Source organism: Clostridium sp. (assembly GCF_029258205.1).
Taxonomy (GTDB): Bacteria; Bacillota; Clostridia; order Clostridiales; family Clostridiaceae; genus Sarcina.
Map to the genome: position 1 here is coordinate 19,379 of NZ_JARHZJ010000016.1, position 13,027 is coordinate 32,405.

The window sequence follows — 13,027 nt, forward strand, 5'->3', positions numbered from 1 at the left end:
TTTTGATTATACTATAGTCTTAAACTATTCTTGTAACCATTTAGCAGCTTCTATAGCATAGTAAGTTATTATCATATCTGCACCAGCTCTCTTCATTGATAAAAGCATTTCTAAAGCCACTTGCTTTTCATTTATAAGTCCAAGTTTAGCTGCTGCCTTAACCATAGCAAATTCACCACTTACATTATAAACACAAACTGGTACATCTACTTTATTTCTTACTTCCTTAACAATATCTAAATATGATAAGGCAGGTTTAACCATAACTATATCTGCACCCTCTTCTATGTCTTGCTCTACTTCTTTTATAGCTTCTCTTGAGTTTGCAGGATCCATTTGATAAGTTTTTCTATCCCCAAATTGTGGTGCTGAATTAGCAGCTTCTCTAAAAGGTCCATAGAAAGCTGAGCAATATTTTGCAGAATAACTCATTATTCCAACGTTAAAAAATCCAGCTTCATCTAAAGCATTTCTCATAGACAATATTCTTCCATCCATCATATCTGAAGGAGCTACCATATGAGCACCAGCCTTAGCATGTGAAACTGCTATTTTATTTAAGAAACTTAAAGTCTTGTCATTATCTACATCTTTTCCTTCTATTATTCCACAATGACCATGACTAGTATATTCACACATACAAACATCAGTTATTACTAATAAGTTTTTATAATCTTCTCTTAATTTTCTAATAGCTTTTTGAACAATTCCATTATCAGAATATGCCTCTGATCCACAAGCATCTTTATGATCTGGAAGCCCAAATATAATAATACCTTTTATATTTAAATCCACCACTTCATCAATTATTTCATTTAATCTATCTAAAGATACATGATAGTTTCCTGGCAGAGAACTTATCTCCTTTTTTATGTTACTTCCTTCAACTACAAATACAGGAAATATAAAGTCATTTGCTGTTAAAATATTTTCTCTAACAAGATCTCTCATTTCCTTGTTTATTCTAAGTCTTCTTCCTCTCTTTATCATAATCTTTCCTCCTAATTTGTTTGTAATTTGCCTATAAAATTAATTTTACCACAAATTTATTTTTTAACCTCTTGCCATATCTCCTCAATCTCACTTAAAAATCCATCTCCGGTATGTATTTTACACATTTTCCCTTCTATTCCACTTTCATTTAAAGCTTTTAATGTTACAGGTCCTATAGCTACACTTATTTTTTCTTTAAGATTTTCAAGTCCAATCATATTAATCATGTTTTTAACAGTTGAAGGACTTGTATATAATACAATATCCACTTCATTGAAAGCTCTTGGATTTTTAATATCTCCACATATAGTATCGTAAATATTAACTCTATGACATTTTGCTCCTAAAGTAGCTAAATTATCAAACAAATATTCTCTACTTAGAGAAGAGCATGGAATTAATACTTCTTCTCCTTCTTTAATATCATCTTTTAAAACTTCAAATAAACCTTCTGCTGTAAATGAACGTGCTACTATAGTTGGGACAATTCCTCTAGCTACTAAAGCTTTTTTAGTTGCTTTTCCTAGAACAGCAAAATCTGCTTTTATTTTTCTTATATCAACTTGATTTTTTACTAAATAATTAAAGAATACATTAACAGCATTTACTGAAGTAAATACTATGCGATCATATTTTTCTAAAGTATTAATATATTCATCTAAATTCTTAGCAGTTTCTTTTATTTTTATAGAGTTTATTTCTGTTACTTCTGCACCTAACTCTTTTAGTTTCCATTTAATCTCTTTAGATTGTTCCTTAGATCTTGTTAAGCAAATATTAGCTCCAAATAGAGGTGAATTTTCATACCATGAAAGTTTTTCATTTAACGAAACGACATCTCCAACAACTATTATACAAGGTGATTCCAACTTAGCTTCTCTAACCTTTTTGCAAATATTTTCTAATGTTCCAATAACCTTTCTTTGATTTGAAGTTGTTCCTCTCATTACTACTCCACAAGGAGTTTCTATATCTTTACCATTTTCTAAAAGTTTTTCAACAATTGTCTCTAAATTTGAAAGTCCCATCATAAATACTAATGTTCCATTTTCTTTTGCTAGTGCTTTCCAATTTACATTTAAAGTTCTTGCTGACATACCTGTCACAATATGAAAACTCTGTGCTAATCCTCTATGTGTTATTGGTATACCAGCATAATTTAAAACAGAAATAGGCGAAGTAACACCTGAAATAACTTCAAAAGGTATGTTTTCTTCTACTAAGGCTAATACTTCCTCTCCACCTCTTCCAAAAACATATGGATCTCCGCCTTTTACTCTACCAACAACATGGCCTTTTTTAGCAAGTTCAACTATACTTTCATTTATCTCTTCCTGTGTTTTATAATGACATCCTGGCTCTTTTCCACAATAATAAATCTCACAGTCATCATTTAAATAATTAAGTATATTGTTTCCAACTAATCTATCATATAAGACAGCTGTACATTTTTGTAATGCATTTATTGCCTTAATTGTTAATAACTCTTCATCTCCTGGACCTGCTCCTATTATATATGCTTTTTTACTCATATTTCCTCCTAGATCTCTCCTAATATTTTTTCTGCAAGTTTTTTTCCTAATAATATATTATCTTCTTTATTTCCTAATATATCTTTTTTGACTATTTTATTATTTACAGTAAATGTACCTATCATATATAAGTCACTATCTTTAACTTCTGAATAAGCACCTATAAGACTGTGACATCCTCCGTTTAATACCTTCATAAAGCTTCTTTCAGCTTCAACAGTAGTTCTAACCTCTTTGCTATCTAATTCTTTAAAATAATTATTAAATTCTCCACCTTTTAAGCACTCTATTCCTAAAGCGCCTTGACCAATAGCAGGTAAAAATACCTTTGGATCAAAATAATCACTTATTATATCTTCCATACCAAGTCTTTTTAATCCTGCTGCCGCTAAAATTATTCCATCTAAGTTTTCTTCAGTTATTTTTTTTATTCTAGTTTGAACATTACCTCTAATTGGAACAATCTCTAAATCGTTTCTAAATAACTTCAATTGCTCTGCACGTCTTATACTACTAGTTCCAATTCTAGCTCCTTTTCTTAAGTTAGATAAAGTTGATCCATTTAAAGAGACAAAGGCATCTCTTATATCTTCTCTTTCAGGCATTGCAACAAGCTCAAATTCACTAGGAAGTTCAAAAGGAACATCTTTCATACTATGAACTGCCCCATGGGCTTCTTTATTTAAAAGAGCTAGTTCTATCTCCTTTACAAATAGACCCTTACCACCTATTTTATTTAATGAAACATCTAGTCTTCTATCACCTTCTGTCATAACTAAAAGCTTCTTACTATCTACATTTTCTTTTTCTTTTAAAAGTTCCATAACTTTTTCAGTTTGCACTTGTGCTAACTTACTTTTTCTAGTCGCTATTATTAATTCCATTAATCCAACCCTCACATTGATTATTTTTATATTTTCATACATCATAGTGTTATATTTACTTTAATCCTCAGTTAATGAATTAGCTAATTTTTCTCCTAAAACATTTCTTAAGTATTCATATTCTCTTTTTTCTAAAATAGCATTTTTAAATTCTTCACTTGAAATAACCTCTATTATATTATCTTTTAATTCTTCTTTTTTAGCTTTCTCTCTAATAATAGCCGCCTTAATTGAATATATGTCATTTTCCTTAATAATATTTGATACTTGTTCTCCTATAGCTCTAGTTATCCTAGGTGATCCTAATTTGCTACTTATGCTAAAGCCTAGATTTTCATAACATCTACTGTAAGGAATAGCTACCATACCATCTTTATAATTGGCTGCATTTAAATATAGTTTATACTCATCATCACAATCCTTGCTTATTTTATTTACCAACGAACTTTCATCTACAGCTATTATTATAAGATGAGCCTCTTTTATAAACTCTTTATAATAGGTTCCCTTTTCAAGTTTCAAATTTTTATTTTCAATGTTTAAAATTTCTTTTGAAAAATCCTTAGATAAAATATGTACATAACAACCTTTTTCTAATAATCCTTTAACTTTTATGGTGGCCGCTTTCCCTCCACCTATTACCTTAACATGAAATTTACTACTTATAATATTTATTGGTACTAAGTTAAAAATATCTTCTCTATTATTTCTACACAAGAACTATCACTTCCCTTTAAAGCTTCACTTTTTAAAAGTTCTATAGCCCTATTAACATAAGCATCAGCTGTACTTTTTATCATTTTTTCTGCTAATTTAGCATTTTCTCCATTTCCTTTATTAGAAAAAGTCTTTATTCTTTCATTACAAATTTCATTTTCTCTTAATTTTATACTTCTTATTCTACTTGAAACTTCTCTTATTTTAAGCCAGTTTAAAAACTCCTCCACGCTTTCTTCAACTATATTCTTATATTCTTCCATTCTTTCTTTTCTTATTTTTTTATTCTTATCATCAATCTTACTTATTTCATCTATATCCTTAAGAATTACTCTCTCTTTTTCTGATAATTCTTTATCAACATCTCTTGGAACAGCTAAATCATATATATGTATTGCCTCACCTTCAGTTTCTATATCTTCATTTCTCACCACTGTATGAGGTGATGCTGTACAAGAAACTATACAATCAACATCATTTATAACTTGATTCTTTTCATTAAAATCTAAAACTTCTACAAATTTACCATCTAAATCCCTTGCCTTACTCTTATCCCTTACTATTAAATAAATACACTCTACTTTATGGCTTAAAAGATGCTTAATTGCTAATTTACCAATCTCTCCATATCCTAATACCATAAATTTTTTGCATCCTTTTAATAAAGCACTATTTATGGATATTGATACTGATGAAACTGGAACTTCAAACATTTTACACTCTGTTTTGAATTTTTTACCACAACCAATAGCTATTTCAAACATTTTTTGTAATTCTGATGAAATACTATTATCTGAAATAGCTACTTTATACGCATCTTTAATTTGCCCTAGAATTTGATCTTCCCCTAAAATTCTTGAATGGAAGCCACAAATAACCTCCATAAGATGGGTTACTGCTCTCTTTTCTTTTGATAAAAACATATATTTTTTCAAATCATCATTCCAATTAAACACACTAAAAATCTTTTTAAAAATTTCATCCTCTGAAACCTTTTCAGTGCAATTAAAATAAATCTCTGTTCTATTACAAGTATTTAATATTACAACCTCTTTAAATGAATTTAATAATTCCTCTACGTATTTCTTATGTTTTTTAGGATATAAGGCTAATTTTTCTCTTATTTCTATTTCTACATTCCTTTTAACCCCTATAACTCCTATCATGAACTGCCTCCTAAGTTTCTATATCATCTGTTAAAATTTTATTAAAACACTTTATTTTATAATATCATAAAAATTATATATGCCCAATGAAATAATTATATTAGTTATATTAAAAATACATATTTATTATAATTGATAACTTATATAAATAAAAGCACTCTATAATCATAGAGTGCTTTTTATTAGATGCCATTTAAATCAATATCTAGCTAAATAAAAGTCTAAACTTTTATTAAAACCCATTTGTATAATGTATTCCGCTCCAATAAATATTGTTTTTCATTAATGCTTTTTCAGATAAAGTTACTCCTTCTAAAGCCCACTTTTTAAATTCCATGAATCCAGTTCTATCTATTATGTATCCAATGTGCTCTTTGCCACCTGGAGCATTTTTATCAATATATTCTGTAACATATTTATAAGTGTTTAAAATAATTTTTATTATACTATTCTCATCTACCCAAAGGATAAAATCTTCTGCTAATCTTGGATTTTTCTTTCCTGTTCTACCCATTATAGCTAATCTGTAGTATTTTTCTTTGCTTCTTGTCCATGCATTTGTTGGGCAATTCATAACACATTCTCCACAACCAATACATTTGCTTCCATCTCTAACTACTTTAAAGTTTTCAAAACTTAAAGCTCCTGTAGCTTTCTTTTTACAAGCTCTAACACATGCTCCACAAGATACACATCTATTTCTTTCATATTGTGGCTCTGTCATACCTATAATACCAAAGTCATGCATTCTAGCTTTAATACAATCATTTGGACATCCAGTTAAAGCTATTTTGAAGTGTAAATCATTTGGAAATATTGCTTTTTCTATTTTCTTAGCAAAATTTGTTGTATTGTAATTAGCAAATGGACAAACATTATTTCCTATACATGCTGAAACGTTTCTTGTTCCTGCTGCATTGTATCCCTCTCCTGGATTTTCTTGATTTATTTCTAAAGCTTCTATAATAGGTTGAAGCTTTTTATTTACTTCTGGTATATCTTTCATATCTATTCCTGGTATTTCAAAACCTTGTCTAGTAGTGATATGAACTGTACCATCTCCATAAGTATCAGCTATTTCTTGAATGTTAAGTAATAACTTAGCATCTAAATGTCCACCTGGAACTCTTATTCTTGATGCTGTATATCCTCTTCTTTTAGTTACCCTAAAAGCGTTCTTCTTAAGTTTTTTAGTATTTATATCTAAAGACATAGTCCTTTTCCTCCTAATCTATTAAAAGTTTACCCTTAGTGTAGTTGAATACTGGTCCATCTAAGCATATGTATGTATCATCAATTTTGCAGTGTCCACATTTACCTAATCCACAACACATTTTTCTTTCTTGAGATATCCAAATATTTTCCTCTTTAATTCCTCTTTTTAAGAATTCTAAAACTGTAAACTTCATCATCATTGGAGGACCAACAACTATAACTTGAACGTTATCTATATCTTTTATTTCTAGTTCAGGAATGTACTTAGTTACAAGTCCTGTATTTCCTTCATAACCTTCTTTAGCTACATCAACAGTTATGATCATATTCATATTCTTTTCCCATTCTTTCATGTCATCTTTGAAAAGAATATCATTTGGTCCTTTAAATCCACTTATAAGAGTAAAACTTTCTGCATCTTGTGGATTTTGTGAGAAATAATCTACTATTCCTTTAACTGGTGAAAGACCAGTTCCTCCAGCAACAACTATAACTTCTTTTCCTTTATAGTTATTAACATCAAACCCATTACCATAAGGTCCTCTTAAGAAAAGTTTATCTCCTTCGTATTTTTCAAATATTTCATTTGTTACTACTCCAACTCTTCTTATTGTAAGTTCCACATAGTCTTCTCCTATACCACTTACTGATATTGGAGCCTCTCCAAACTTTGGAAGAGAAACTTCAAAGAATTGTCCTGGTTTAACATCGCCTTTAAATTCCATTCTAAAAGTATATTCTATATCAGTATGTTTTTTTACGTTTAATATTTTTGATATAAAAGGAGTATATTCATTATGCATTATCTTTCACCTCTTCTACAGCATCTTTAAGTTTATTTACACATTCTGAAAAAGATATGTATTCTGGACAGATATCATCACATCTGCCACATCCAACACACATATGGTATCCCCATCTCTTTTTGTAGTCATATACTTTGTGCATAACTTTAAATCTCATTCTTTGACCTTTATCTTTTCTAAAGCTATGTCCACCAGCCATATCTGTATATCCATCTACTTGACATGAAGCCCAAACTCTTCTTCTTTCACCTGCATTTTCATTATCTTTGTAGAATACATCTTGCATTGTGAAACAAGTACATGTTGGACATACAAAATTACATCTTCCACAAGCTATACATCTTTCTGAGTATTCATTCCATACAGTTGATTTGATTATGTTTAAATCAATTCCTTCTGGAACTTCAACCTTAGTTTCATTTTCTTCTACAAACTTTGGCGAAACTTCTTCTTTATTACTTTCTACTGCTTCAAAGATTTTTAATAATTCTTCATCTTTTATATCTAATAAAATTTCATCATTATCTAATCCTATATATGCTGAATATTCATCTGTTTTATTAGTTCCCATGCTTACACAGAAACAATTATCAAAGCTGTTTTCACATCCCATTACTATAAATTTAGCTTTTTCTCTTAGTTTTTTATAATAAGGATCTTCAAAACCATTTCTTAAATATATATCATCAATTCTTCTTAATGAATGCATATCACAGCTTCTTAAGAAAATTAATATATTCTTTTCCTCTACACTTGCTTCCATAAACTTATCTTCAGTAAAGAAGAATAAAGTTTGAGTTATCGGAAGTAAAACTTCTTTATATGAGAAATCTGACTTCTTTGAAAACTCAATATCATTTATAGAATCTATTTCTCCATATCTTGTCATGTCAGTATCTGAAAATCTACCTTTACCTTCCATAACTTTAGGAGCGTATATCTTATATTCTTTTTTTAAACAGTCTATTATCTTATCAAAATTGTCTTTTGTAAGCCTTAAACCCATAATAAAACACCTCTTAAATTTAACTTTATTTTGAAATTAAATAAATTCTAATAGATTATACTAATGAAAGATTTTTCTCTCATTTGTTTATAACATTTTGATAATTAAGAATTTAACAAAGTCTATTATAAGAATAAAGTTTTATTGAGTATGTGATTTTTGTTACACTATAAAAATTCTTAAATTACAAAACAAAAAAATAAGTAAACACTAATAACATTTAATTTTTAAAATATTATTTATGTTAATGATTTAAAATAGGTAGCAATTCTCTCTCTATCAGGTACTATTATCTTTTTATTTTCTTTTATTATTAAATTTTCATCTCTTAAAGTTTTAATAGCTCTAGATACACTTTCCCGTGGAGAACCAAACATATCTGCTAAGTAAGTTATACTTATATCTAAATCAATAAGTGTACCACTTGACACTTCTTTTCCATAATCCTTACTTAATTTCCAAAGCTTTGCTGCTACTCTTTTTTCTAATTTTATTGGAGTTACATTTTTCATTTGTCTATATAATCTTCTTACCTTTTTGCTCATTTCATTTAAGACAATCTTTGTAAGTTCAAAATCTTGGCTCATTATATTCAATAATTTATTTTTATCTATACTTAGTATTATTGAGTTTTCAAAAGCTTCTCCATTTATTGATGAAGACAAATCATCAACTATTACTTCGTTTAAAAAGCTTTCCTCTCCAAGTATATAAACTATTCTTTTTTGCCCGTATTCATTCATTTTATATAGTGTTACTTTTCCTTTTAAAATAATAAAAATCTCTTGAACCTTATCTTTATCTCTAAAAATATGCTCTCCCTTTTTCTTTTTTAAAACTTTAGAATTTTTCTCTATATATTTCAAAGTTTCATCATTAAGTTCAGAAAAGAAACTTATACCTTTTAATTTATCAATACTTAATGTTTTCATAATATCTCCCACTCTATAAAAATCTTAGTATTCAAAAACAATATAATCTAATTTAACACAAAACTTAATTAAATAATAGAAATTAATTAATAAATCAATATTTTTTTATATAAAAATATGATGTACCAAAACTAAAACTTATAATCTAATTATTTTGATACATCATTTTCTTGTTTAATCTATTTTCTTTTATTGTTTTCTCTCATAAAGTCTGTTAAATCTTGAAATAATCTATTTTGTTTTCCCTTTAAAAACTTATTTAAAGATGGAGCTAAAATTATAGGAAATACACTTCCTGTTATTATATCTTTCATAGTATCAAATAAACTTATTTGAGCAGTTAATCCAAAGGTTTGATCAGTAAAGAACTCCCATGTTTCCCATATTGCTGTGCAAGCAATTCCAAATATCATAGAAAAAATAGCTATAACCAAAGAATTTACATTATCAGTTTTATAATTATTAAGATATAAAAATAACATATATCCAAGTATAAAGGTCAATATTCCAGATACTGTATGTAAAAATGTATCCCAATGTCGTATAGCATAAAAGTTATTTACCTTAGCTAAAAACATTGAAATAAATATAAAGCCTATAATTATAAAATTTAAAAATGGAGATAATTTTATTTTTGCAACTTTACATAAAAGTCTAGGTAAAATTAAGGTTATAAATGTTAAACCTGTTGAGTATAATAAAATCAAATCTTTATTTATTATTCCATATATTAAATACCCTAAAAGTAAAATATAAAAAATAATTTCAAAATAAATATCATAGGTTAATTTCTTTTTCATAATTTTCCTCCTTAATACTCTTACTACTTATTAGTTTTAACTTTTGATTTCTTGTAAGTTTCTTTATATAATATTCTCTACTTTGAGCCTCTCTCTTATTGTCAAAAGATTCAAAATAAACAAGTTTTACTGGTCCTCTTCCTCTAGTATATTTAGCTCCAGCCCCATTGTTATGTGCTTGTATTCTTTTTTCTAAATTATTAGTCCATCCAGTATATAAAGATTCATCTTTGCATTTTAAAATATAAACATAATTCAAAGTAATCACCATTTTTAATATTAAATCATACTAATATTTTTATCAACTGACTCTATAAAATTATTTAACAAATTTTATTTTTAAAATTTATTAAGATATAATATTAATAAAAAAGATTTTATTTAATTTTACACTAATTGATTAGATTATTAGTATAAAAATCTTTTAAAAAATTAATTCTGTTAAGTAAATTCAACTAAATTTATATAAACAAATATTATTTAGAATTTGGTTTAATCCCATTATATAAAGGAGTTTTTTTAGTGAGAAAAGAATATGTTAATTTTCCTTCAGACATACCTGTAACCATATCTTATGTAAACATAAAAAACTACCCATTGCATTGGCATGATGCAATAGAAATAATTTATGTTCTTAAAGGTAGCATAAAAGTAGATATAGATACTGACAGTTATGAGCTACAAGAAGATGAAATTGAAATAGTAAACACAGAACAAACTCATAGAATTTATTCTAATGAGGATAATAGAGTTTTAATATTTAAAATAGATCCACACTTTTTTGAAAAATACTATAGTGATATAGAAAATATGTTTTTCTATACTAACACCTCTGATGAAGGTGCTCAAAGTGATGAATCTTACGATAAACTTAGAGTATTTTTATCCATTATATTATGTGAAGAAGCTCAAAAAGTAGATGACTATGATAAATATATAGAGAAATCCCTAGTAGAGCTTTTATTTCACCTTTTAAATAATTTCCACTATCTTTTATATGATAATGATGAAATTCATGAGAATAATATGCTACTAGAAAGATATCATAGAATTTCTAAATATATATATAATAACTATAATAAAAATATAACTTTAAAAGATATTGCTAATACTGAGTTTCTTAGTACTCACTACCTTTCCCATGAAATAAAATATGCAACCGGACTAAGCTTTACAGACCTTCTAAACTTAACTAGAGTTGAAGAATCAGTAAAACTTCTTTTAGATACTGATAAATCATTATCTGAAATTTCCTATGAAATAGGCTTTTCTCATACTCGTTATTTTAATAAACATTTTAAGGCTTATTATAATTGCACTCCTCTTCAATTTAGAAAAAAACATAAAATAAGCGAAAAGGAATATAACAAACAAAAAGAAATAACATACTATCCATTATCTGATAGTCTTGAAGAACTTTCTTATTATTTAGATGATTATCCAAGATTTAATTATGAAGATAAGATTCATAAACTTACTTTTAACATGAATACTGAAGGCACTGAATTTAATAAGTACTTTAAAGAGGTTCTTAATGTAGGAGATGCCTTTGATTTATTATTAGAAGATAACCAAGATATTGTTGAAGACATTCAAGATCATATAGGTTATAACTATATAAGACTTCTAAATGTATTCTCATCAGACATGGGAATATTCCCTGGCTCAAAATTCTTTAACTGGACTAGGACCTTTGATATTTTTGAATATATATCTTCATTAGATTTAATACCTTTAATAGTTCTAGATGATTCTGGATATTCTAATGATAATTTTTTAGATGTTATAAAATCCTTCATAGACTTTTTCAGTGAGGTAGAAAGTTTTGAATTGACAGATTTAAAATTCCAATTCACCTCTACATTTAATGAAGAGCTAAAAAATTCTTTAATTGGCTTATTTCAATCTAAAGATTTATCTTTAGTAAATGAACTATATACTCCAAACAATAAAATAGATTTAATATATGATACTGCTTATATGCTTCCATTTATAATTCACAATACTATAAGTTCAGGAAGCAAATTGAATTTTATAAAAGCCTTTGATGCCTTAGATAGACAAATTGATATTACAAATGAAGTTTTCTTTGGCTATCCAGCAATGGTAAATGATAAAGGAATTAAAAAACCATCTTATTATGCTTACTATTTTTTAAGCAAATTAGGAAATACTCTTCTTTATAAAGGAGATGGATATATACTAACTAAGTCAGAGGATGAATATCAACTTCTTATATATACCTATAACGATGAAATTGACTCTCTTATAGATTTTAAAAACTTTACTAAGTTAAGAGGAGTTAAAGACTTAGTAGATAAAAAACTTTCCTTAAACTTACTTGATTTAGATAATGATGTTAGAATAACTAAATACACCATTGGGGAAAACTTTGGCTCTTCATTTAATTACTGGCTTTCCATGGGAAAACCTAAAAGATTAAAAAAAGCAGAAAAGGATATATTATTCCAAGCTTCATATCCTAAAATAGAGTTTAAGTACGCAAAAAAAAATACTATTTTAAATATCCAAACAACACTTCAAGGATATTGTGCAGAACTATTTATACTAAAAAAAGTTTAATATTGTATAATAACCATGAAAAAAGAGTACTTTTTTGCCTTTTTCAAATATTTTCCTTAAAAACTTTTCTTACATTTGTACATTTTTTTAAACATAAATGCAAATTATTTTATTAAGAAAATAGATATATAATATAAATATAAAAGAAAAGAGAATATATGAAAGAAGGTATTTTTATGGCAAGGCTAAAAAAATTTTTTAGACCGATTAATTTAAATTGTTTTAATTGCAAATTAAGTTTTTTACAACAAACAATGGACTTATTTTATAGAGATTAAATATATATTAAAAGAGCTAGAATTTAATATTCTAGCTCTTCTTTCATTTTAAAATAAAATTAAGAAGTTGTATCAAATTAACTTTTTAAAGTATATTGATAATTTTAATACAACT

12 protein-coding genes are annotated in these 13,027 nt (G+C 27.0%); 1 reads left to right on the forward strand and 11 read right to left on the reverse strand.

The features are described from left to right. Positions 1-24: 24 nt before the first annotated feature. The 11 genes from hemB to Q1J60_RS02175 form a co-directional block, all read right to left on the reverse strand. Positions 25-990 (reverse strand): porphobilinogen synthase, encoded by a 966-nt coding sequence (hemB, locus tag Q1J60_RS02125; RefSeq protein WP_300257838.1) that lies wholly within the window; start codon positions 988-990, stop codon positions 25-27. A 56-nt stretch (positions 991-1,046) separates the two neighbouring features. Next, a complete protein-coding gene (cobA, locus tag Q1J60_RS02130) occupies positions 1,047-2,525 on the reverse strand; it encodes a uroporphyrinogen-III C-methyltransferase (protein ID WP_300257840.1) in 1,479 nt (492 codons plus the stop codon). 8 nt (positions 2,526-2,533) lie between these two features. Next, entirely contained in the window at positions 2,534-3,409 is an 876-nt protein-coding gene (gene hemC, locus Q1J60_RS02135) for a hydroxymethylbilane synthase (protein ID WP_300257843.1), read from the reverse strand. A gap of 60 nt (positions 3,410-3,469) precedes the next feature. After that, a complete protein-coding gene (locus Q1J60_RS02140; RefSeq protein WP_300257846.1) occupies positions 3,470-4,126 on the reverse strand; it encodes an NAD(P)-dependent oxidoreductase in 657 nt (218 codons plus the stop codon). Continuing rightward, the gene (gene hemA, locus Q1J60_RS02145) at positions 4,090-5,292 is read right to left on the reverse strand and encodes a glutamyl-tRNA reductase (RefSeq protein WP_300257849.1); all 1,203 of its coding nucleotides are present in this window, start codon (positions 5,290-5,292) and stop codon (positions 4,090-4,092) included. The genes Q1J60_RS02140 and hemA overlap by 37 nt, the downstream gene beginning before the upstream one ends. Positions 5,293-5,524: 232 nt before the next feature. Continuing rightward, a complete protein-coding gene (gene asrC / locus Q1J60_RS02150; protein ID WP_300257852.1) occupies positions 5,525-6,505 on the reverse strand; it encodes a sulfite reductase subunit C in 981 nt (326 codons plus the stop codon). A gap of 13 nt (positions 6,506-6,518) precedes the next feature. Beyond that, positions 6,519-7,310 (reverse strand): anaerobic sulfite reductase subunit AsrB, encoded by a 792-nt coding sequence (gene asrB, locus Q1J60_RS02155; protein ID WP_300257855.1) that lies wholly within the window; start codon positions 7,308-7,310, stop codon positions 6,519-6,521. Then, positions 7,303-8,319 carry an anaerobic sulfite reductase subunit AsrA gene (gene asrA, locus Q1J60_RS02160; protein ID WP_300257857.1) on the reverse strand — a complete coding sequence of 339 codons (1,017 nt, stop codon included), beginning with the start codon at positions 8,317-8,319 and terminating at the stop codon, positions 7,303-7,305. The genes asrB and asrA overlap by 8 nt, the downstream gene beginning before the upstream one ends. 239 nt (positions 8,320-8,558) lie before the next feature. Next, positions 8,559-9,251 carry a Crp/Fnr family transcriptional regulator gene (locus Q1J60_RS02165; protein ID WP_300257860.1) on the reverse strand — a complete coding sequence of 231 codons (693 nt, stop codon included), beginning with the start codon at positions 9,249-9,251 and terminating at the stop codon, positions 8,559-8,561. Positions 9,252-9,430: 179 nt separating this feature from the next. Further along, positions 9,431-10,051, reverse strand: a complete 621-nt coding sequence (locus Q1J60_RS02170) for a DUF2238 domain-containing protein (RefSeq protein WP_300257862.1) — start codon at positions 10,049-10,051, stop codon at positions 9,431-9,433. Next, positions 10,029-10,310: a GIY-YIG nuclease family protein gene (locus Q1J60_RS02175; protein ID WP_300257865.1), complete on the reverse strand. Its 282-nt coding sequence runs from the start codon at positions 10,308-10,310 to the stop codon at positions 10,029-10,031. The genes Q1J60_RS02170 and Q1J60_RS02175 overlap by 23 nt, the downstream gene beginning before the upstream one ends. Positions 10,311-10,573: 263 nt before the next feature. Here Q1J60_RS02175 and Q1J60_RS02180 point away from each other — a divergent pair, with 263 nt between their 5' ends. Next, a complete protein-coding gene (locus Q1J60_RS02180; RefSeq protein ID WP_300257867.1) occupies positions 10,574-12,634 on the forward strand; it encodes a helix-turn-helix domain-containing protein in 2,061 nt (686 codons plus the stop codon). Positions 12,635-13,027: the final 393 nt, after the last annotated feature.

What these genes read in the sequence shown, in the direction of transcription:
- hemB (WP_300257838.1), bottom strand. Translation starts at nt 990, where the DNA reads ATGATAAAGAGAGGAAGAAGACTTAGAATAAACAAGGAAATGAGAGAT.
- cobA (WP_300257840.1), bottom strand. Translation starts at nt 2,525, where the DNA reads ATGAGTAAAAAAGCATATATAATAGGAGCAGGTCCAGGAGATGAAGAG.
- hemC (WP_300257843.1), bottom strand. Translation starts at nt 3,409, where the DNA reads ATGGAATTAATAATAGCGACTAGAAAAAGTAAGTTAGCACAAGTGCAA.
- hemA (WP_300257849.1), bottom strand. Translation starts at nt 5,292, where the DNA reads ATGATAGGAGTTATAGGGGTTAAAAGGAATGTAGAAATAGAAATAAGA.
- asrC (WP_300257852.1), bottom strand. Translation starts at nt 6,505, where the DNA reads ATGTCTTTAGATATAAATACTAAAAAACTTAAGAAGAACGCTTTTAGG.
- asrB (WP_300257855.1), bottom strand. Translation starts at nt 7,310, where the DNA reads ATGCATAATGAATATACTCCTTTTATATCAAAAATATTAAACGTAAAA.
- asrA (WP_300257857.1), bottom strand. Translation starts at nt 8,319, where the DNA reads ATGGGTTTAAGGCTTACAAAAGACAATTTTGATAAGATAATAGACTGT.
- Q1J60_RS02165 (WP_300257860.1), bottom strand. Translation starts at nt 9,251, where the DNA reads ATGAAAACATTAAGTATTGATAAATTAAAAGGTATAAGTTTCTTTTCT.
- Q1J60_RS02170 (WP_300257862.1), bottom strand. Translation starts at nt 10,051, where the DNA reads ATGAAAAAGAAATTAACCTATGATATTTATTTTGAAATTATTTTTTAT.